We start from the raw sequence: 20,761 nt of genomic DNA, 5'->3' as shown, positions 1-20,761 counted from the left end.
CGGTGCACCGTCATCACACTGACCCCGAACGCCTCGACCAGGTCGTTCGCGGAGACCGAGCCGTGCTTCACGACGTACGCCGCGATCTCGGCCTGTCGCCGCGCCGGCCGGCTCAGTTCAGCACCGTCCACTTCGGTCATGCGGGGATCTCCGATCGGACTGCGGGGATGTTGTACGCCTCGAGACCCACTGTGCCGTCCTGGCACCGCAAACGCACCAACGCCGCGGGCCCGAGTACGGGCAGCAGTCTGCGGTAGTTCCGCAACTCCAGCCCGAGCACCCGGCAGACCAGCAGCCGGATCAGGGTGTTGTGCGCGACGACCAGCACCTTCTGCCCCTCGTGGTCGCGGCAGATCTGCTGGAACACCTCGTGGACCCGGTTGGCCGCCGCCACCGGATCCTCCCCGCCCGGGAGGTGCCAACCGACCGGATCGAGCTGGAACGCCTTCGCCACGGCCGGCGGCAACTCGCTGAGCATGCGGCCCTCCGCTTCACCGAAGTCGAGCTCACGCAGCCGGCCGTCGACCAAGGGCGGGAGCCCGAGCGCCTCCGCGGTAGGTGCAGCCGTCTGGCGCGCCCTGAGCATCGGCGACGACCAGAGCGCGTCCGGCGCGAACTCCGTCGCCCAGTCCCTGAGCCGCTCCGCCTGCTGCTGACCGACCCCGTCGATCGGCAGGTCCGAGGACCCGGTGTATCTGTTGCCGTGATGCCACTCGGTCCGCCCATGCCGCGCCAGTACGACGGTCGTCCTCATCCGCGAATCCCCCGATACCCCCGTCGATCCAGTTCCGCCACGAACCCGCCGTACAGGTCCTGCAGTCGCGGCTGCGGGCGCGGCTCGATGACCCGGTCGATCCGAACCAGCCGGGCGGCGGTTTCCGTCAGCGACGTACCGGCCGACGCCGCAAGAACTGCCATCCCGTACGCCGGATCGGCTGCCGCGGGCAGTTCCACCGGTACGCCGAGAACGTCGGCGCGAAGCTGGTTCCAGTAGCCGCTGCGGACTGCTCCGCCCGTCAGCGAGACGGATCGGATCGCCTCGGCGCCGAGCGACTCAAGATGCGTGAAGGCGAGTTTCTCGATGAAGGCCACGCCCTGCAGGACTCCGGCGTACCGGTGCAGGTCATCAGGGATATCGCCGAGCTCGAAGCCTTCAGCGTGGGGAGCGACGAAGGGAAATCGTTCGCCGGGTTTGGTCAGCGGATAGATCGCGGCGTCGATCGGACCGAGCGCGCGGGCGGCGTGGTCGAGGGCGTCGAGGTCGGCGCCGGGGAACATCATGGTGAGCGCGCCCGCGCCGGTGTTCGACGCACCGCCGGGGAGCCAGCCGCCATCGGGATGGCGATGGCTGTAGACGGCACCGGTCGGATCCTCGAGCAGGTCCTTGCTCACGCCCTTGAGGACGAGGGTGGTGCCGAGGACGGAGTTCCAGGCGCCGGGGCTCAAGGCGCCGGCAGCGATCTGTGCGGCGCACCCGTCGGTCATGCCCGCGTAGATCGGAGTACCGGCAGGGACCCCGGTGACCTGGGCTTTTGCCGTCGAGACCCGACCGAGCTCGGTGCCAGGGAGAACCACCTCGGGAAAGATTTCGGGACGCAGGCCAAGTCGCTCGAAGTCCTCGGTGGGCCACCGGTCGGCGATCAGGTCGTAGCCGGTCTTGAGAGCGTGGCTGGTGTCGGTGGCGACGGGATGCCCGGCCAGGTCCGCGGCGACCACGTCCGCACTGTGCGCGATGCGCCGACCCTGGGGATCCAGCCAGAGGATCTTCGGGAGCGCCCAGGTGGGCTGCATCTTCGAGGACCAGCGGTCGGGATCCGTCGCCACGATCCGTGGCAAGAGTGCGGCTGCCCTGGCGTCGTCGTACATGAGGGCCTGAGTGGTGGGGCGGCCGGCTTCGTCGGTGAGCAGGACGGTCCCGGAGGTGGAGCAGATCGCCAGGCCCTCGACCTCGGGAGTGGAGACCTCGGCCAGGGTCGCGTCGACGGCGGCGAGCCAGTCCCGCGGGTCCTGCTCGTGGGTATCGCTGGAGCGGTTGCTGCTCAGAGACCGCGTCGCGCGGGCGAGCACGGTGCCCGTGGAGTCGATCAGGACTGATCGGACACTCTGGGTGCCGAGGTCCACGCCGATCCAGGCCACGTCCACGCCCCTTCCCCACGGCCAGATGTTAGGTACGTTGATAACGTAACATCAGATCGCGATAAGAAGGCAGTGCGGGTGGAGCGTCAGAAGTGCGTCAGCTGAGCATCAACAGCAGCGAGCGGTCGGCGGTCGCAACCTCGAGCCGACCTGCGTCGACCGCTCCGTAGGCGCCGATCGGGCCGCTGGCCCGACGGCCGTGGCGGTTCAGCCAGAAGCCCCAGCCCGCGGGGGCGTCCGGCCACTCGGGATCTGGCTCCCAGCCGAGCGGCGGCCGCCAGGCGGCGGTCGGCGGCTCGGGCCAGCTGGGCGGTGAGTTGAAACGGTGCACGGGCGGCCCTTCCGGATCCCCCCAGGAGACCCGATGATCGACAACTGTCTGACAGATCAACGAACTGCACGTCCAAGCGTCACGCCTAAATCTTGGTAAAGATTATTGCCTCGGCAGCGTGTTGGCTAGCGATCTCACGGACAAGACGTTGCCGATAGCCCGCGTCTATCAGTCCGCGAGATCTGCCAGGCGGTCCTTCACCCGGTGGTGGTCGGTGAGGGATTCGGCGAGGACGTATCCCAGGTCTCGGTAGGCCTCGAAATCCCACTCGTCGTAGAACTGGTCGCCGGTGGACCGGCGCGGGAAGTCGCTGTGTGAGGCGGCGTACTGCTCGATGTCCCAGCCGAGGTGACCGGCCAGGAGCGCCTTGAGGAAGAAGATCTCCGTCTTGTACGGCTTCTCCTCGCCCTCGGTCAGCGGATGGGTCGCGATCCCGTAGGCCCAGGCGCGATCCGCCCGGGCCTTGCCGCCGCGGATCATCGGCGCCGGATCGAGGTCGACCCGGATCCCGTGGTCCATCCGAGCGGTGGCGATCGCCTCGCCGAGGGCGTTGAACCGGTCCTCCGGATCGTTCGACGCGTCGACCACGATCACCTGGGCCGGCTTCCGCCGGAGCGCCTCGACCAGGCCGAGGTTGTCGTAATGGCCTCCGTCGGTGACGTAGATCCGCCGGTCGTACATGGAAGGACTGCCTACCGCCTCGCGCAGCAGCCGGTAGGGCCCGGGCTTGTCGATCACGCTGCCGACGTACCGGCGTACCCGGGCACTGAAGCCGGTGACCTCCGGGAAGGACGGGGTGCCATCGGCGTGGTTGTTCCAGTACGGATTTGGCAGCCAGACGCCGAGGCGCGCGTTCAGCAGTGCGAGCAACAACCGCACCGGGCGGGTCCGGCTGTTCGCCCGGCCGGTGAGCGGACTGACAGCGGCACCGCTGATCGCCATCGCGGCCGGAACCGTCACCTCGCGCTTCAGGAAGTCGGCCTCGCGCTCGTAGTCGGCGGTCTGGCGACGGCCGCCCGCGGGCAGCGAGCGGTCCCCGACGATACCGATCTGGTCGGGGTCGAAGATGTACGGCACACAGTCGCGCTGGCTCGGGACGAAGTCCGCGTCCGCAACGTTCGCGACCCCCGCGATGACCAACTGCGGTCCGCCTTCGGCCGGCTTGGCCCATTCGGAGTACCGCAGGCGCAGGCTGTAGTCGAGGCTGACCGCGGCGCCGTTGTCCTGCCGGGTGACCAGGAACGCCCGGGACAGCCGCTCGCGGTAGAAGGAGTGCAGGGAGGTCCGGTTCGCGTCCGTGAGCACCTTGATCGCGATCGCGATCACCGCGAGGATCAGCGCGACCGACCAGTCCTCCTGGTAGGAGCGGTCGGTGGCATAGCCGCCGGTCCAGCGGAGCAGCACGATGATCGCCGCGATCACGATGATGCCGCTGCCGACCCAGGGAGCCAGTTTGTTGCGGGCGAAGGCCAGCAGCCGGGCCCGCAGTCCGGACTCCGACGGATCCTTGCTCTCCACCGCCAGACCGTTCCACACCGTGCGGCCGAGCCCGATCAGCACGACGACCAGCGCGCTGAACGACGCCAGCCCCTGCTTGGTCGGATCCACCAGCGCCAGCAAGGCCGACGGCAGACTCGGCTGGTCAGGATTGTCCCCGGGCAGTTTCCCCAACAAATAAAGCCCTCCCGGTACGCCGAGCAAGAGCACCGCGACCGGCACACCGTAGAGCAGTGTGACTCTGGCGACGCTGTTGAGTACGCGGCGTACCGGATCCGGCATTCGCGCCCAGCGGTCCCACACCTTCTCCAGGACGAACATCGCCGCACTGACCAGCAGCAGGAACAGGGCGAGCCCGATGAACCACCACGAACCGCCCGGCCGCCAGTCGACCCGGATCTCCTCGTTGCCGGCGAGGATCACCTTCTGATCGGCCAGGAACCAGCCGAGCACCCAGGCGATCGCCCGCAGGACGATCCCGATCAGCAGCAGGTTGACGACCAGACCGAACAAGACCGACAACGCGGCCCGGAACATCGCGCTGCCACCCTGCAGCAGATAGCGGGTCTGTCGGCGGAGCCGGGACAACTCAGGCGAGCCGGGCGAGAACGGATCGGCACTGGTCCGGCGGAGAACATGGAACGCGGCTGCCAGGTAGCCACCGCCGCTGACCCCGATGACGGTGGACGCCTTGTCGTACAGGCCTTTCTCGCGGAGCAGTTGCAGTGCGCCGAGGCAGAACGAGGCCGACCGGATGCCGCCACCCGAGCAGCAGATCACCAACCGGCCGGCGTCGGGACCGGGATCCGGCACCCACTTGAAGTCCACCGAGGTGTCGGACTCCTTGCCGTACAGCTTCCGTTGCCCGTAGCGGCTGGTCGCGAACAAGCAGACGGCGAGCACCAAGGCGCCGGCGATCCAGACGATCCGCATCAGCCAGGTGAACCACCCCGTCGACAGCCCCGCGCAGACCCCCTCGGTGGCCGCGAAGTCGTTCCAGAGCCGGACGTCCTCGATGACGTCGAGCACGGCTGCGGCACCGATGAGCAGCGCGCCGGTCCGCGCAAGTCGTTGCCAGCGGGGGATTCTGAGGAACCGCACGTACTTGTACGCCCGATACGCGGAGTACACGTAGGCCGCTATGAAGGCGCCGTCGACCAGCAGCGACAGCCGGCCGGGAATCGAGCAGTCGAAGGCGGATCCGGCGTTGTCGCGGACGGCGTCCACCATCGGCAGTTGGACGACGAACAGCACGATCGCGAGTGACAACGTGCGGGTGAACGTGCGCCGCCGACCGATCTCCTCGATGGTCGCGACACCTCTGGTTCCCGAGGATTCCCCAAGCATCGGACCATGATGGACCGGCCCGCCGGGATCAGCCAGGGGCCGCGCCCACCGGAGCTGCCCGATTGGACACGGGCTCAGGCGTTGCCCTTGACATCGGTGGTCAGCAGGCGGACCTTGAAGACATTCGATCGGCGTCGTGGGGGGACCATGGATACTGATCAAGGCCTTGTGGTGCTGCGCCGGTTCAGCGACCGGTTGCATGGCGCCGCCATTCCCACGCTCCATTGCGAAACCAAGCGCGCGGCGTCCGGTTTCGGCTCCGACGTGGTCGAGCACCTGACAGCGGACGGTCTGCTCGGCAGGATCCTCTGGAGCACCTCCTGTACGCCGGCCGACGTCTCGCCCGCCGTCTTCCAGAAGCTGCGCGACAGCGGGTTGTTCCTGGCCAAACTGGATCTTTCCGGCGTTCCGGGGGATGCGAGCCGGCTCCGGCAGGTGGTTCTCGCGGTCCAGGTCCTGCGGCGGCTCGGGATCCTGGTGGAGTACGAGCTGGACCTGTTCGGCGGATCGCCCCGGTTCGCGGCGGTGCGGGAGAACATCGCCGTACTGCGTGAGGTCGTGGCAGACGGGCGGATCCCGGCGGTCTTCACCATCGGGTCCATCGAAGGCGCCTGCTCACCGTGGCTGGACGGCTACCGCCGGCGGCTCGGTGGAGCGGTCGAGCCCTGGCTCGGAGTTGACGGATTGTCCAATCAGTTGGCTGAAGCCTGGGCCGAGGTCGTCGTCGGCGAACGGCTGCTGCCGGGTCTGCGTGGAGTGGCGGCTCACCGGATCGCCCTGCAGCGGTTGACAATGCGGAGCAATACAGAGTTGCTGAACCTGGTGACGAACAGTGCCCGGGAGTTCGAGTCCGACGGCGACACCAGGCTGCTGGACGACGAACTGGTTGGCCCGCGGACCGAGCTGCTCGCCGCCACAATGGTTGTCCTGCGCAACGGCTTCCAGGAGAGTCAGGCAGCAGCCGGCGTACCGCTGACGCGCTGGGGATAGGTGCCGGCAGCAATTGACCGGTCCAGCGCCGCCAACTCGACGCAAGCAGCGGTGAGCGCCTCGGACTGCGTGCGGCAGCCGTCCACGTACCAGTAGGGGTCGTCCGGCTGGCGATCGTTGGCGTCGTCGATGTCGGCGTACCAGCAGTCCACGCCCTGGCAGCGGTAGTGCACCACCCGAACCTTGAGCTTCATGCCGGCTTCGACGTAGCCGAAACCCACCACGGTTCCCCAACGCCCACCTTTCGATCTGGGTGTAAACGGTTTACAGAGCAGTTCCAACGTTGTAGAAGTGCTGTCATGAGGCTCGCCCGCTCCATCCTCACCTGCGTCGTTGCCGCCCTCCTGCTCACTGGGACCGCCACGGCGGCGACACCACCCGAACCGGTCGCCACGGAGGCCGTGATGGCTCAGAGTTTCCGGAATCCCGTGAACGGCGGTGCCGACCCGTCGCTGTTCTTCCACAACGGCCGGTACTACGTCGCGACCACGACCGGGGATCACATCGGCATCTGGTCCTCGCCGAGCCTGGCCAATCTCCTGGTCGCGCCGGAGCACGTGGTCTGGCGGGACAGCGACCCGAGCCGGAACACGCAGATGTGGGCGCCCGCGTTCCGCCATGTCGGCAACCGCTGGTACATCTACTACACCGCCTCCGACGGCGTGGACGCGAACCACCGGATGTACGTGCTCGAGTCCGCCGGCGACGACCCGCTCGGCCCGTACACCTTCAAGGCCAAGATCGCCGACTTCGGCGAATACGCGATCGACGGCGAGCCGATCACCCACAACGGCCAGCAGTACTTCGTCTGGACCGGTGCCGGCCGCGGCCAGGGTGGTCCCGCGCAGCTGTACATCGTCCGGATGAGCAACGCGTGGACCGCGACCGGCGCACGGGTCGCGATCACGGCGAGCGGCGGCTGCACCGAAGTACGGGAAGGTCCTACGCCGCTCTACCGCAACGGCCGGACGTTCCTCACCTACTCCACCTGCGACACCGGCAAGCCCGACTACCAGCTGTGGATGAAGAGCATCGCGAACGGCGCCGACCCGATGGTCGCGGCGAACTGGGTGCAGCACGCCGGCCCGATCTTCTCCCGCAACGACAGCACCGGCGTCTGGGGACCAGGCCACCACTCGTTCTTCCAGTCCCCCGACGGCACCGAGGACTGGATCGCCTACCACGGCAAGAACACCAGCACCTACACGTATGCGTTCCGCACCACCCGGGTCCAGAAGATCAGCTGGAACCCCGACGGCACCCCGAACCTCGGCAGCCCGCTGGCCGCCGGCGCCACCCAGACCCTGCCCTCCGGAGACGCCGGCGCGACCACCTCGGTGATCAACGACACCGACGTCGGCACCGGGACGAACCAGGTCCAGTACGCCGGAACGTGGAACTCGGGATCCGGCTGCGGGAACCAGTGCTTCTGGGGCAACGATCACTGGACCGGCATCGCGAACGCGTCGGCCACGATCCGGTTCACCGGCACCAAGGTGGCTCTGCTGAGTGTGGTGGACAAGGGCAACGGCATCGCCGCGATCTCGATCGACGGCGGTCCCGAGCAGCGGGTCGACTACTACAGCTCGATCCGGGTCGGCGAGCAATTGACCTACATCAGCCCGACGCTGGCCGCCGGACCGCACACGCTGAAGGTCCGGGTCACCGGCGAGAAGAACCCTGCCTCCACCAGCACCCAGGTCAGCCTCGACCGCATCGAGGTCTACTGAAGCATCACCCCTTCAAGCCGCTGGAGAAACCGCGGATGACGTAGCGCTGGAGCACCAGGAAGACCAGCAGGATCGGCAGCGCGGCCAGGACGAGGCCGGCCGCGACCAGGCCGTAGTCCGAGGTGTATTCGTTGACGAAGGCAAACACCCGCACCGGCACCGTCTCCCGGCCCGAACCGCCGAGGTAGAGCAGCGGGGTGAAGAAGTCGTTCCAGATGTGGACCGCGTTGAGGATCAGCACCGTGCCGGTGATCGGCCGCAGCAGCGGGAAGATCACGTACCCGAAGGCCTGAAGGTGCGAAGCACCGTCGATCAGCGCCGCGTTGGTGTAGTCGGCCGGCAACGAGCGGATGAACCCGGTGTAGAGGAAGACGGTGAAGGGCAGCTGGATCCCGGTGTAGAAGAGGATCATGCCCTGGTACGTGCCGAGCAGGCCGAGATCGTTGACCAGCTGGTAGAGCGGGATCATGCCCAGCTGGAACGGCAGGATGATGCCGACCAGGAACAAGATGTAGAGGCTGTAGCTCAACCGGGAAGCACGCCTGGCCAGGAAGTACGCCGCCAGCGAACCGAGCACGATCAGCAGCAGCACACTGCTGACAGTGATCAGGGTGCTGTTCAGCAGGGCGGATCCCAGCGACGCCGACTCCCACGCAGTACCGAAGCTCGCCGTCGATGGCGGGTCTGGCATCGACAGCGGCGAGTTGGCGATCTGCTCCGGATCCTTGAACGCCAGCGTGACGAGTGCGTAGACCGGGAAGAGAAAGGCGACCGCGACGGCCACCATGATGATCTCCAGCGCGAAGGTGCGCGGGCGGTAGCCGGTTCTCATGCTGCCGTCTCCCTCGAACGCAGATATCCGATCTGGATGAAGGACACTGCGGCGACGAAGATCGCGAGTACCAGCGCGACCGCCGTACTGTAGCCGAACTTGCCGTAGACGAAGGCCTGTTTGTAGAGCACGGTCGACAGGGTGTCCGTGGCATATCCCGGCCCGCCGTTGGTCATCGCGATGATCTGCGTGAACAGGGTCAGTCCGCCCACCGTGGACAACATCACGTTGATCGTCACGGCCGGCGCCAGCAACGGCCAGGTGATGTGGCGGAACCGGGCGACCGTGCTCGCGCCGTCGACCATCGCCGACTCGTGCAACTCCTGCGGCACCCCTTCCAGCCCGGCCAGGAAGATCACCATCGAGTAGCCCGCGCACTGCCAGATCACCGTGAAGGCGACCGACCAGATCGCCAGTGACGGATCACCCAGCCAGTCCTGGCGCAACGCCCCGAGACCCACTGCGTTCAGTACTGCGTTGAGGCCCGCGTCCGGTGCCGGGTTGTAGACGTACTTCCACAGGAACGACACCATCACCGGACTGACCACGACCGGGGCGAAGAAGATCACCCGCAACACCATCCGGCTCTTGATGGTGGTGTGGACGCCGAGGGCGAGCAGCAGGCCGAGGCCGTTCTGCACCACGACGATGGCGATCGTCAGCAGCAGGGTGTTGCGCAGCGCGCCGAGCGCCTGGTCGTCGTGCACCAACTGCCGGAAGTTCTCCAGTCCGACGAACGAGCGCTGCTCGCCGACCCCGGCCCAGTCGGTGAAGGCCGACCCCGCGCCGACGATGCTCGGGTACAGCATCACCAGCGCGTAGACGACCAACGCCGGCGCCGCGAACCACCACGGCGGCGCGATCCCACTCCCCCGGCGTTTGACCGGTCGCACAGAGTCCCGGCGTACGGACTTGAGCGGTGGAGTGGTCAGCGCGGTCACGTGGCCTTCCGGTAGGCCTCGTCCATCTTCTTCAGGGCGCCGTCGACGGTGGTCCGGCCGCCGAGCAGTTCCTGGACCACCGCGAAATGGGTCGGCTGCACCTCGGCGTTGGGCCAGCGCTGGTCCATGAACGGAACCGCCTTGTCCGCCGACAGGAAGGGCAGGAACGGCTTCAGGACCGGATCCACCTTCGGCTCGCCATCGGAGTACAGGGGGACGCAGGCGACGGCCTCGGCCCAGGAGTTGATCGTGTCCGGCTGCCCGCAGTACTCGATGAACTTGCGGGCCTGGTCGGCCTTCTTGGTCTTCGCGTTGATCGCGATCCCGACCACGATGCCGCCGGGGATCCAGTTCTCGGCCACCGTGTCCGTCGCCGGGAGCGGGAACATGCCGAGGTCGTCCGGCGACGGCGCGGCATCGCGGTATGCCTGCAGCACCGCTGAGACCTGCACTGCCATGGCGGCTTTCCCGGTGCCGACCATCGACGTCGCCTGCTCGTACGTCGTCCCGTTCGGGTTGTCGTTGAAGAAGCCGCGCTTCTGCAGTTCCAGGTACTTCGTCATCGCGTCGGCCCAGCCGGATCCCGCGAAGGTGGCGGAACCGGCTGCCATCTTGTCGTCGAAGTCGGGCTGCTTGGCGTAGACCGTGCCGGGGACCAGCGCGTAGTTGATCAGCTGGGTCACCCAGGGCGTCTGGGCGCCGAGCGCGAGCGGCACGATGCCCTTCTTCTTCAGGGCCTCGCAGACCGCCAGCAACTCGCTCCAGGTGGTCGGCACCTCGACACCGGCGGAGGCGAACGCCTTCTTGTTGTAAATCGCGCCGAGCACGCTGGTACCGGGCGAGAAGATGTAGGTCTTGCTGTCCTGCTGGTAGGCACCCTTGAAACCGCTCGGGATCTTCTTGGTCCACGCCTGGTCGCTCAGATCGGCCAGCAGGTTGGCCTTGCTCAGCTGGACCATCGACATCGCACTGCCGTTGCCGGGATAGACAGCGTGCATGTCCGGCGCGTTCCCCGCCGCGAGCTGGGCCCGCAGGGACGTCTGCAGCTGGTCCGCCGGCGAGAACGACAGGTTGAAGTCGAAGTCGGAATTCTGCTTCTTGAAGTCGTCCAGCGCCTTGCGCAGTCCGGCCTCCTGGCTGCCGGCGCCGACAACCTTCAGCCCGCCACCGGACGACGACGAACCGCTGCCGCCACAAGCGGCCAGCGTGGCCACCCCGGCCGCGCCACCCATCAACTGCAGGACGCGCCTCCGGCTGATGGACCGATCGATCACTGGTGCCACGGTTCCTCCTGAGCTCTGGGGCGAGAACAAAGGCCCCGGAAATATCGCGGATCGCTGTGAACTAAACGAGAACGAGTGTTATCTTGCTCACCCGGCAACCTACGGACGGCGCGAACGCAGTGTCAAGAGCTCCGCGACCCTGAATTGAAAGGATTCAGCAAGCGAACGGTCGGGGTGGCCTGAGAAGATGGCGGCGTGCCCGAGACCACCCGCCACCTGCTGCTCGACCAGCAACCCGCCTGGAAGCGGATCCTCGATCACCCCTTCGTGATCCGGACCTCGGCCGGTTCGCTACCCAGTGCCACCTTCGACCGGTGGCTCGCCGAGGACCACTTCTTCGTCCTCTCGTTCCGCGCCTTCCTCGAGGCCTTGACCCGGATCGCGCCGGACCAGCAGGCGCGCGAAGTACTGGCCGGTGGGCTGGCGGCACTCGGGCCTGAACTGGAGCTGTTCGAGTCGGCCGCGGCGGAGCGTGGACTCGACCTCACAGCTGAGCCATCACTGCTGAACGTGGGCTATTCCTCCTACCTGCTCGCCTCCGTCCAGGAGGGCTGGCCGGTCGGCATCACCGTGCTCTACGGCGTCGAGAAGGCGTACTACGACGCCTGGGCCTCCGTGCGGGACAGCACCGACCCGGACACGCAGTACGCCGGATTCATCGCGAACTGGTCGTCGCCGGAGTTCTCGGCGTACGTCGATCAACTGGCGGCGCTGGTGGATCGTGAGGAGTTGACGGCTCCGATGAGCCTGGCGTTCGACCGGGTGGTCCGGTTCGAACTTGCCTTCTGGGACTTGGTGCAGGGGTGAGGGCTCCCGTCCTGGCCGGCGGTGTCGCACTGCTCGCGGCGCTCGGCGCGGCAGCGGGATTCGTGGGCGGTGAGAGGCTCGACCAGCCGGAGGTGCCCGGGGCGTTCGGGCTCGCGGCACCGGTACCGGTGGCTTCACCGAGCGCGGCCGAGGTGCTGCCGATCAAGACGCCGAAACCATCCAACCTGAAGGCGTTCGGCACCGAAGGCCTGGACTTCGGCAGGCGCAGCTTCACTGTGCAGCAAGGCAAGGACAAGCCGGTCGCGGTGTCGATCCGGGTGCCCGATGGCTGGACGCTGACCCGCTCGACCAAGACCCCGGGCGAGGTGAAGTTCCTTGATCCGCTGAAGGAACGCGGGGTGCGGGTCGAGTCCGGTTTCCCGCCGGACCTCAGCACCAACGAGTTCCGGGAGAAGCTGACCCTGGAGCTGGAGAGCAGCGTGCCGCATGAGGACGATCTGCGACTGCTGGCCCAGACCGACACCGTGCTGGAGGACGACGACGGCCAGAGCCGGGCGGTCTCGACGCTGATCTACACCTACATCCCGAACGAGGTCCGCCGCTATGTGATCGTCCGCTGGATCGCCACCGGTGACGACGAACAGGCGACCGTCGAGATGAGCATCACCGGGCTGCCCCAGGACGCCGAGGGCCTCACCGCGGTGCTCGACGAGGCCACCCGGTCGGTCGAGGCGAAGGCGAAGTCCTAACCTTTACCGGTCGGCAGCCAACCTTTCGGGGGCACAGACCGTCATAAGGCTATCGGGGGCGGACCAGGAGAGGGGATGGTCGTGGCCGGCAGGTGGGTGGGCAGTGTCCTGCTCTGCTCCAGCATGGTCGGAATCACCGCGATCGGTGGTGCCGGCGGCTACGGATTCGGGCTCTGGAACTCATCGGCCCGGACCGCGGCGGCGCACGGCGTGGCCGTCCCTCTCTCACTGGTCAGCACCCCCACCACCCCACCGGCTTCGCCGCCGACGAAGCCGGTCAAGATCGCCCAGCCGAACGACGCCGAGGCGCTGGCGGTGAGCGACCTCGAGTACAAGCTCCGCCACTTCGACGTCGAGGCGGTGGTGCGGTCCAGCATCACGGTCGAGGTGCCCAGGAACTGGAATGACACCCTGCAGGACCCGCCGAAGGAGATGCGCTACACCGATCCGACGACGCTGCGGTGGATCCGGATCGCGGCCGGGTTCAGCATTCGCCGGCTGCCGGCCGACTCGATGGCGGAGCGCATCGAGGCGCTCAAGAACAACCCGGCGGACCAGGATCTGAAGGTGGTCTCGCAGAAGGTCTCCGACGACGGCCGGACGGCGACCCTGACGTACACCTACATCCCCAAGGAGTACCTCCGGCGCGTCGTGGTCCGCTGGGTCGCCCTGGAGGGCAGCCCCAACGCGGCAGTCGAGATCAGCTCGACCGGGCTCCCCCAGGACAGCCCGGCGATCATGGACGTCCTCGACCACGCCACCCAAACCGTCACCCGCACCGACGCAGGCCTCTGACCTCTGCGGGTCAGCGGGGCCAGATGGTGCGGAAGACGGCTGAGCGCACCTGGTAGAAGCGGCGGCGGCTGGAGTGGATCAGGGCTGGCGACGGCCTGAGCCGCTCGACGACGATTCTCACGGTTTTCCCTCACCGGAATAGGTGACCGAGTCGGCCACTTCGCTGGCACGCGCCGAGTCGGAACCGGGAACCACGACCTGGATCAGCAGGCGGTCGGACGTCCCGACGTCCTCGACTCGCTGGAAGAGCGTAGTGCCATTGCTACAGCCGGTGAACGCCCGGTCCACGCTGGCCAGCCCGGCCGCGTCGGTGATCGGATCGGTGGAATGCACCTCGCCGGTGCAGCCGTATTCGCCGCCCCCGGACGGCAGCGTCTTCGTGACCTCACCGTTGCGCACCATCAGCCCGACGAACACGCCCGGAGTGCCCGCCTCGGGGGCGTCCCAGTTGCCGTCCTTGCTGACCCTGATCGCAGGACGGTCGGTCGTCTCGCCCGGCGGCCGCCAGTTGGACTTCGCGACGTCCTCGGCCCAGGCGCGCGGCACCTTCACGGTGAAGTTTCCCTGGCTCACGCTGACGAGTAGCCGCGGCTCGAGGTACCGCTGAGCGCCGTACCCGGCCCCGCCGCCGATCAGCAACGCTAGGAGCGCTGCGACCAGCCACCGGCGACGCCGCCGCCTGCGCCAGGCAGCGGCCGCCTCAGCGGCACCCGCCACCCACCCTGAATCCTCGCTGCCCGCCTCCTTGGCAGGCGGGTCTTGGGCGAGCAGCGCCACCGCGGCGGCCGGTTTCGCTTCGTCGTCAGCCTGCTTGGTCTCGGGGTCGGCCGGCTCCGGTGGGGTCTTGACCACAGTCGGAGCATTGGACTCGCTCAGGGCGGTCTTCTCGCCGCTCGGCTCGACAGTGGCTTCGACGGCGGCCTCGCCGTTCTTCTCGACGACGGGCGCGGCGATCGCGGCGGGGAGGAAGTTGTGGGTGGTCTCGTCCAGGGCGCCGATCAGCTCGCGGGTGAAGGAGACCACGTCCGGCCAACGCTTCTCCCGGTCCGGGTCCAGCGCGCGGACGATCGCCGCATCGACCTTCCCCGGGACGTCGAACCCGAGCGAGCTCGGCGGCGCGGGCGCCTTCACGCGGCCGGCTGCTCCCAGCCCGTCGACCTGATGCGGGGACCGACCCGTCAGGGCCGCGTAGGCGACCGCGCCGAGCGAGTACTGGTCCGCGCGCTGGTCCAGCCGCTCGCCCATCGCCTGCTCCGGCGCCACGTACGACGGAGTACCGCCTGGCATCGTGATCCGCGACACCTCGTCCAGGGACTTCCCCAGTCCCAGGTCGGACAGCACCGCCCGCTCGCCCTCGTCGGTACTCCGGAACAACACGTTCGCCGGCTTCACGTCCCGGTGCAGCAACCCGCGTCGGTGCAGCGCCTGGAGGCCGCGTCCGACCTGGACGATCACCCCGACCGCGCTCTCGAGCGCCAGTGGCTCCTTCTTCAGGCGATCCGCGAGCGTGCCGCGGTCGGCGTACGTGAGAACGAGGAAGGGACGCCCGTCCTCGAGTTCGCCGACATCGTGGACCTGGACGACGTGCTCGGACTCGACCCGGCGCAGGAACCGCCCCTCCTCGAGGAACCGGCGGCGTACGGAGTCGTCGTGGGCCCAGTTGTCGGCCAGTACCTTGACCGCGACCTCGGCATCCAGTTGCTCATCGTAAGCAAGCCATACCGTAGCGAAACCGCCTGAGCCCAGGCGGCGGCGCACGACATACCGGCCTAGTCTGGATGGGACCCCCATACAAGGCATTATGGAGTACTCGGAGTCCTACGCCCGGGGACCGATGACAGCGAAGGCGCAGATGAGCGAGAGCAACAGCCCGACCGACGACCTCGGCGTACTGGCCGAGCGTGCCGCCGCGGGTGACAAGCACGCGATGGACGACCTGCTGCGGCTGGTCCATCCCCGCGTACTCCGGATCTGCCGCAGCGTGCTGCCGTACTCCGCCGACGCGGAGGACGCGGCCCAGGAGGCACTGCTCAACATCGCCACCAAGATCCACACGTACTCCGGTCGCAGCAGCTTCTCCACCTGGGTCCACTCGGTCGCGGCGAACTCGGCCCGCTCGACGTACCGCAAGCTGAAGCGGACAGCCCAGACGGCGCACAACCCGGACACGATGGACAGGCCGGACCCGCGGACCACCAGCGTCATCGCCGGCACCCGCCTGGACCTGCTCGAGGCGCTGGAGACGCTCGAACGCGACCGCCCCCAGATGGTCACCCCGCTGGTACTGCGCGACGTGTACGGGCTGTCGTACGAGGAGATCGCCGCCGAGGTGGGAGCCCCGCTCGGCACCATCAAGTCCCGCATCCACGACGCCCGCGAGGTGGTCCGCCCCCTGCTCCGCCCGAAGGACTGACCCCCTCGGAGGGCTCCCGCCACGCCGTTCGGTGTGCTCAGATGGGCTCATGAAGAAGCTCATCAACGACCCTGCCGATGTTGTGAGTGAAGCGCTCCGCGGGCTGGAGGCGGCGCACCCGGACCACATCCGGGTCGACCACGAGAACCGGATCGTCTATCGCAAGTCCGCGCCCAGGGCCGGGAAGGTCGGGCTGATCTCCGGCGGCGGGTCCGGGCACGAGCCGATGCACGGCGGGTTCGTCGGGCTCGGGATGCTGGACGCCGCCTGTGCGGGTGAGGTGTTCACCTCGCCGGTGCCGGACCAGATGATGGCCGCCACCAAGGAGGTGGACGCGGGCGCCGGCGTGCTGCACATCGTGAAGAACTACACCGGCGACGTGATGAACTTCGAGATGGCCGCCGAACTGGCCGCGGCCGACGCGGGCGTCGAGGTGCTCTCGGTCGTCACCAACGACGATGTGGCGGTCCAGGACAGCCTGTACACGGCCGGTCGGCGGGGTGTCGGCGTCACCGTGCTGCTGGAGAAGATCGTCGGCGCCGCCGCCGAGGAGGGACGTCCGCTGCAGGAGGTCGCCGAGCTCGCCAAGCGGGTCAACGGCAACGGCCGCAGCATGGGGATGGCGCTGACGTCGTGCACGGTCCCGGCCGCGGGCAAACCGACGTTCGAACTGGCCGAGAACGAGATGGAACTCGGCATCGGCATCCACGGCGAACCCGGCCGGCGAAGGTTGCCCTTGGCACCGGCCAAGGAGATCGCCGCACTGCTCGTCGACCCGGTGCTCAGCGATCTGCCGTACCAGCAGGGCGACTCGGTGATCGCCTTCGTGAACGGCATGGGCGGTACGCCGCTGATCGAGCTCTACGTGATGTACAACGAGGTCCGGCAACTGCTCGACCGGGCCGGGATCACGGTCGCCCGATCGCTGGTCGGGAACTACATCACCTCGCTGGAGATGGCCGGCTGCTCGGTCACGCTGCTGAAGGTGGACGACGAACTGGTACGTCTCTGGGACGCTCCGGTGAACACCCCCGGCCTACGCTGGGATGCGTGAGCATGGCGGACGTCAAGGCATTCGGCGACTGGTTGCGGGACCTGGCGAAGACGCTGCACGAGAACGCGGCGTACCTGACAGAGCTCGACTCGGCGATCGGCGACGCGGACCACGGCAGCAATATGGATCGTGGTTTCGCGGCGGTTGTCGCAGTACTGGACGAGTCTTCGTTCGAGACGGTCGACGAGTTGCTGAAGAAAACCGGGATGACGCTGGTCAGCAAGGTCGGCGGGGCCAGTGGGCCGCTCTACGGCACCTTCTTCCTGCGCTTCGGAACCGCTCTGGCAGGGGTGGAGATCACGCCTGTTGCGGTCGGTGAGGCATTGCGAGCCGGCGTCGGCGGCATCCTCGCCCGCGGCAAGGCTGAGTTGGGCGACAAGACCATGTACGACGCTTGGGCGCCGGCGCTCGATGCGTACGACGAGGCTGTAGCAGGTGGTTCCGACCTTGCCGGGGCACTCGGTGCCGCCGCCGAGGCCGCCGCCAAGGGCCGGGACGCGACGACGCCACTGGTCGCCCGCAAGGGCCGGGCGAGCTACCTCGGCGAACGAAGCGCAGGCCACCAGGACCCAGGCGCCACCAGCACAACCCTCTTACTGGAGTCCGCCGCCCGAACACTGGCATGAGCAGCCGATCCGGAATGGTGCCGCCTGCATGCGGGATCAGGGCGGTGCCGGCGTGAGCAAGATCGGGACGGTGTGGACATGATCGGGATCGTGGTGGTGTCGCATAGCCGGGCATTGGCGACGGCGGCGGTCGGGCTGGCGTCGGAGATGGTTGCCGAGGGCGACAGACCGGTGATCGCGGTGGCAGCCGGACTGGACGAGACGACCTTCGGTACTGACGCAGCGGCGGTCGCTGAGGCGATAGCGACGGCCGACAGCCCGGATGGTGTTCTCGTACTGCTCGACCTCGGCAGCGCGGTGATGAGCGCGGAGATGGCGCTGGAGTTCGTCGATCCGGAAGTCGCGGAGCGGGTGGTGCTCTCGAGCGCACCACTCGTCGAGGGTCTGGTCGCGGCAGTGGTCACTGCCTCCACGGGTGCGCGCCTGGATGCGGTCGTCGCGGAGGCTGGGCGCGGCCTGGTCGCCAAACAGGACCACCTGGGCGACACCGCGCCGCCTACCGAAGAGCCCACTGCTGCTGCCGAGGACGAACTCGAGATTGAAGTTGCTGTCAGCAACGAGCACGGTCTCCACGCACGCCCGGCGGCGAAACTGGTCGCACTGGTACATCGCTATGACGCTGTTGTCAGGCTGAAGGATCTGGATACGGGACGCGGGCCGGTCGAGGCGGGCAGCCTCAGCATGGTCGCCACTCTGAATGCTCAACAGGGCCATCGCCTCCAAGTCACCGCATCCGGCCCACAAGCCGCAGAAGCGCTGGAGGCCGTACGCCAACTGGCCGCCCGTGCCTTCGACGACCAGCCCGCCGTCGGCGGTGAGGCGGAGGCAGTCGCGCTGGGTGGTGGGACGAGTGGGTCGGGGTTGGATGTGGCGGTTGGGCCAGCCGTGGTGGTTGAGGGGGAGGTTGAGCTCGGCGGGTATCGGAGTGGGGATGTGGAGGTTGAGCGGGAGCGGGCCAAGGAGGCTCAGAAGAAGGCGGAGGGGCAGTTGGGGCTGCTTCGGGATCGGGCGGCTGAGGTTATCGGGGCGGCCGAGGCCGGGATCTTCGATGCGCAGTTGGCGTTGCTTGATGATGTGGTTCAGCTTGATGCGGCTTACCGCGCGATCGCTCAGGGCAAGAGTGCGCCCGATGCGTGGAAGCAGACTCTGGACAAGCTCGCGACAGCTTTCGAGGAACTCGATGATCCCTACCAGCGTGAGCGTGCCCAGGATGTTCGGAGTGTGCGCGATCGGATCCTGCGGGCCCTGACCGGCGTGGCTGACCCCACGGAATCACCCGCGGACGGCGTACTCGTAGTACCGGAGTTGGATGCTGCCACTGCTGCCGCCTTGGATGCGGAGCGGGTTGTGGGCGTGGCGGTCCGGGCGGCCGGGACGACCGGGCACGGTGTGATCGTGGCACGCTCGCGCGGGATCCCTTTGATCACGGGAATCGGGGACGTGGTGGTACCCGCCGGCGCTCTGGTCGCGTTCGACGCGCGGACCGGCTCGTTTGTGGTCGACCCGGACGAAGAAGCCTTCCGTACTACGGTTCGCGCGCGGGCGGCTGAGCGAGATGCCGCACTCGCCGATGCGGATCGACCGGCCGTCACCGTGGACGGGCAGACGATCCACGTACTGGTGAACGTTGGTTCGGTGCAGGACGCCCTCGACGTACGCGGCGCGGACGGATCCGGGCTGGTGCGGACCGAGGTGCTCTTCGGCGATCGGCGACAGGCGCCCGGGATCGAGGAGCAGGCCGAAGTATTCCGCGCGATCGCGGCCGCACTGAGCGGGAAGCCGATCACGATCCGGACCTGGGACATCGGTGGGGACAAGCCGCTGCCGTTCCTGCCGCAGGCCGCGGAGGCGAATCCGTTCCTCGGCGAGCGCGGCGTACGGGTGTTCCGGCGGCGCCCAGAGTTGCTGCGAGATCAACTGCAGGCGATCCGCGTGGTTGCGCAGGAAACGCCGGTGCAGCTGATGTTCCCGATGGTCACGACGGCCGAGGAAGTTGCTTGGGGACTGAGTGAGCTCGACGCGCTCGGGCCGCGACCGGTTGGGCTGAAGGTCGGGATCATGGTCGAGGTACCGGCAGCGGCGTTGCGGATCTCGACGCTTGCCGCTGGGCTCGACTTCGTCAGCATCGGAACGAATGACCTGATTCAGTACACGCTCGCGGCAGACCGGACCAACACGGCTGTCGCTTCACTTGCGGACGGTCTGGATCCCTCGGTTCTGCAGTTGATCGACCGGGTGGTGCGGAACGCGCCTGAGGACGTGCATGTTGCGGTCTGCGGTGATCTGGCGAGCGACCCGGACGGCGCCGCGCTGCTAGTCGGGCTGGGCGTGCGTGAGTTGAGCGCAGTCGGACCACAGGTGCCGCAGATCAAGGCCCGGGTCCGCCAACTCACCTTCGAGGACAGCGCCCGGACAGCCGCCAACGCTCTCGTTTCAGCAAGCGCCGCAGACGTCCGGATGCTGCTGAGATCTGCGGATTAGGTGGCGTAATAGCGGAGTTCGACCAGGTTGTAGCCGGAGGTTTGGGTCTGCTTGGTGGGGAGGGTGTGGGAGTCGCCGGGGTTGAGGTAGGTGATGCCTGTGGCGGGGTCCGTCGCCAGGTCGAGGTCTACGACTAGGGCGGGGTAGGCGCCGGTTCGCCAGGTGTAGGACTCCCCGGCGTCCGGCGTGACGTGCTGGACGCGGACGTCCGGCTCGTCGACGACGACCTTGGCCGGCACCTCACCGATGGTCTCGAACCCGCTCTCCTGGTCGATGCCGTCAGCAACCACCCGGGGTTCGCCGGAGGCTTCTTCGCCGAGGTCGAGGAGTTCGATCAGGCGGTTCCGGTACTGCGCGTCGCCGTGGTTCGTGAGCATGTGGACCGGCGAGACCGGCCGGTAGACCGAGCCGCCGACAGTCTCGCTGAGTTGACGGGCAGGACTGCCCTCTAGCCAGTCCATGTGGCAGGGCGAGGTCGAGAGGCAGAGCACGACGTACGGGTTGTGGTGCAGGTGCCAGGCCTGGGCCTCACCGGGGTCGAGGGCGACCTCCCAGACGCGGATGCGGTCGTTCTCCAGCAGGATCCGGGTGCCGATCTCGCCCAGCACCACCTCGGTGCCGTCGTGGGCCTGGACGGTGGTGCCTGCGGTCATCGTGCGTCTCCGATCTGGTCAACTGGGCGTTCCATCGCGACCCCACCGAGGACGACGCCGTCCGGCATAGGCAGGTCGGCAGCTTCCACCTCGGCGAATCCGAACGACTTGTAGAGCGGGACTCCGGGCAGCGTC

20 protein-coding genes and 1 pseudogene are annotated in these 20,761 nt (G+C 67.8%); 10 read left to right on the top strand and 11 right to left on the bottom strand.

The annotated features are described in order from the left end of the window. The 5 genes from VFG33_RS33155 to VFG33_RS33135 form a co-directional block, all read right to left on the bottom strand. Positions 1-140: DeoR family transcriptional regulator (locus VFG33_RS33155; RefSeq protein ID WP_325056948.1), on the bottom strand; the 140-nt coding region annotated here is incomplete at its 3' end. Beyond that, positions 137-754, bottom strand: coding sequence for a histidine phosphatase family protein (locus VFG33_RS33150; protein WP_325056945.1), 618 nt, complete (start codon positions 752-754; stop codon positions 137-139). The genes VFG33_RS33150 and VFG33_RS33155, both read right to left, overlap by 4 nt. Further along, positions 751-2,142 (bottom strand): FGGY-family carbohydrate kinase, encoded by a 1,392-nt coding sequence (locus VFG33_RS33145; RefSeq protein ID WP_325056944.1) that lies wholly within the window; start codon positions 2,140-2,142, stop codon positions 751-753. The genes VFG33_RS33150 and VFG33_RS33145 overlap by 4 nt, the downstream gene beginning before the upstream one ends. 91 nt (positions 2,143-2,233) lie before the next feature. Next, positions 2,234-2,467 (bottom strand): hypothetical protein, encoded by a 234-nt coding sequence (locus tag VFG33_RS33140; RefSeq protein ID WP_325056943.1) that lies wholly within the window; start codon positions 2,465-2,467, stop codon positions 2,234-2,236. Between the two features lie 168 nt (positions 2,468-2,635). Then, complete coding sequence (locus VFG33_RS33135; protein WP_325056942.1) at positions 2,636-5,311, bottom strand: patatin-like phospholipase domain-containing protein; 2,676 nt, start codon at positions 5,309-5,311, stop codon at positions 2,636-2,638. A gap of 147 nt (positions 5,312-5,458) precedes the next feature. On the opposite strand from VFG33_RS33135, the gene VFG33_RS33130 reads away from it, so the two are divergent. Then, positions 5,459-6,301 (top strand): hypothetical protein, encoded by an 843-nt coding sequence (locus VFG33_RS33130; protein ID WP_325056941.1) that lies wholly within the window; start codon positions 5,459-5,461, stop codon positions 6,299-6,301. Here the strand turns inward: VFG33_RS33130 and VFG33_RS33125 are convergent. Continuing rightward, positions 6,262-6,522: a hypothetical protein gene (locus VFG33_RS33125; RefSeq protein ID WP_325056940.1), complete on the bottom strand. Its 261-nt coding sequence runs from the start codon at positions 6,520-6,522 to the stop codon at positions 6,262-6,264. The two genes, VFG33_RS33130 and VFG33_RS33125, sit on opposite strands and share 40 nt — an antisense overlap. A 78-nt stretch (positions 6,523-6,600) precedes the next feature. Between VFG33_RS33125 and VFG33_RS33120 the strand changes: the two genes are divergently transcribed. Continuing rightward, on the top strand, positions 6,601-8,031 hold the full coding sequence (locus VFG33_RS33120; RefSeq protein ID WP_325056939.1) for a family 43 glycosylhydrolase: 1,431 nt from the start codon (positions 6,601-6,603) through the stop codon (positions 8,029-8,031). A gap of 4 nt (positions 8,032-8,035) precedes the next feature. On the opposite strand, the gene VFG33_RS33115 is transcribed toward VFG33_RS33120, so the two are convergent. The 3 genes from VFG33_RS33115 to VFG33_RS33105 are packed head-to-tail and all read right to left on the bottom strand — an operon-like array spanning position 8,036 to position 11,087. Then, positions 8,036-8,863 (bottom strand): carbohydrate ABC transporter permease, encoded by an 828-nt coding sequence (locus VFG33_RS33115; RefSeq protein WP_325056938.1) that lies wholly within the window; start codon positions 8,861-8,863, stop codon positions 8,036-8,038. Next, the gene (locus VFG33_RS33110) at positions 8,860-9,804 is read right to left on the bottom strand and encodes a carbohydrate ABC transporter permease (RefSeq protein ID WP_325056937.1); all 945 of its coding nucleotides are present in this window, start codon (positions 9,802-9,804) and stop codon (positions 8,860-8,862) included. Before VFG33_RS33110 ends, VFG33_RS33115 begins: the two co-directional genes overlap by 4 nt. Then, positions 9,801-11,087 (bottom strand): ABC transporter substrate-binding protein, encoded by a 1,287-nt coding sequence (locus VFG33_RS33105; protein WP_325056936.1) that lies wholly within the window; start codon positions 11,085-11,087, stop codon positions 9,801-9,803. Before VFG33_RS33105 ends, VFG33_RS33110 begins: the two co-directional genes overlap by 4 nt. 195 nt (positions 11,088-11,282) lie before the next feature. Between VFG33_RS33105 and VFG33_RS33100 the strand changes: the two genes are divergently transcribed. The 3 genes from VFG33_RS33100 to VFG33_RS33090 all read left to right on the top strand — a co-directional run bounded on the left by VFG33_RS33100 (position 11,283) and on the right by VFG33_RS33090 (position 13,399). Beyond that, entirely contained in the window at positions 11,283-11,894 is a 612-nt protein-coding gene (locus VFG33_RS33100) for a TenA family protein (RefSeq protein ID WP_325056935.1), read from the top strand. Continuing rightward, the gene (locus VFG33_RS33095) at positions 11,891-12,604 is read left to right on the top strand and encodes a hypothetical protein (protein ID WP_325056934.1); all 714 of its coding nucleotides are present in this window, start codon (positions 11,891-11,893) and stop codon (positions 12,602-12,604) included. The genes VFG33_RS33100 and VFG33_RS33095 overlap by 4 nt, the downstream gene beginning before the upstream one ends. Before the next feature lie 75 nt (positions 12,605-12,679). Next, positions 12,680-13,399: a hypothetical protein gene (locus tag VFG33_RS33090; protein WP_325056933.1), complete on the top strand. Its 720-nt coding sequence runs from the start codon at positions 12,680-12,682 to the stop codon at positions 13,397-13,399. Between the two features lie 117 nt (positions 13,400-13,516). On the opposite strand, the gene VFG33_RS33085 is transcribed toward VFG33_RS33090, so the two are convergent. Beyond that, entirely contained in the window at positions 13,517-15,190 is a 1,674-nt protein-coding gene (locus tag VFG33_RS33085; protein ID WP_325056932.1) for a serine/threonine-protein kinase, read from the bottom strand. 10 nt (positions 15,191-15,200) lie between these two features. Between VFG33_RS33085 and VFG33_RS33080 the strand changes: the two genes are divergently transcribed. From VFG33_RS33080 to ptsP, 5 genes and pseudogenes are all read left to right on the top strand, one after another. Further along, positions 15,201-15,812, top strand: coding sequence for an RNA polymerase sigma factor (locus VFG33_RS33080; protein WP_325056931.1), 612 nt, complete (start codon positions 15,201-15,203; stop codon positions 15,810-15,812). Between the two features lie 49 nt (positions 15,813-15,861). After that, complete coding sequence (gene dhaK / locus VFG33_RS33075) at positions 15,862-16,866, top strand: dihydroxyacetone kinase subunit DhaK (RefSeq protein WP_325056930.1); 1,005 nt, start codon at positions 15,862-15,864, stop codon at positions 16,864-16,866. Positions 16,867-16,868: 2 nt separating this feature from the next. Beyond that, positions 16,869-17,492, top strand: a complete 624-nt coding sequence (gene dhaL, locus VFG33_RS33070) for a dihydroxyacetone kinase subunit DhaL (RefSeq protein ID WP_414673001.1) — start codon at positions 16,869-16,871, stop codon at positions 17,490-17,492. Positions 17,493-17,570: 78 nt separating this feature from the next. Beyond that, a pseudogene (dhaM, locus tag VFG33_RS33065) lies at positions 17,571-17,981 on the top strand (dihydroxyacetone kinase phosphoryl donor subunit DhaM); the annotation flags it as partial. Then, positions 17,970-19,973, top strand: coding sequence for a phosphoenolpyruvate--protein phosphotransferase (ptsP, locus tag VFG33_RS33060; RefSeq protein ID WP_414673000.1), 2,004 nt, complete (start codon positions 17,970-17,972; stop codon positions 19,971-19,973). The pseudogene dhaM and the gene ptsP, both read left to right, overlap by 12 nt. Here ptsP and VFG33_RS33055 read toward each other — a convergent pair. Beyond that, on the bottom strand, positions 19,970-20,626 hold the full coding sequence (locus VFG33_RS33055; RefSeq protein WP_325056929.1) for a cupin domain-containing protein: 657 nt from the start codon (positions 20,624-20,626) through the stop codon (positions 19,970-19,972). The genes ptsP and VFG33_RS33055 overlap by 4 nt on opposite strands. Between the last annotated feature and the right edge of the window lie 135 nt (positions 20,627-20,761).

The organism is Kribbella sp., from assembly GCF_035687465.1.
In the GTDB taxonomy this organism is placed as follows: domain Bacteria; phylum Actinomycetota; class Actinomycetes; order Propionibacteriales; family Kribbellaceae; genus Kribbella.
This window is presented reverse-complemented; position numbering and strand designations above follow the sequence as displayed.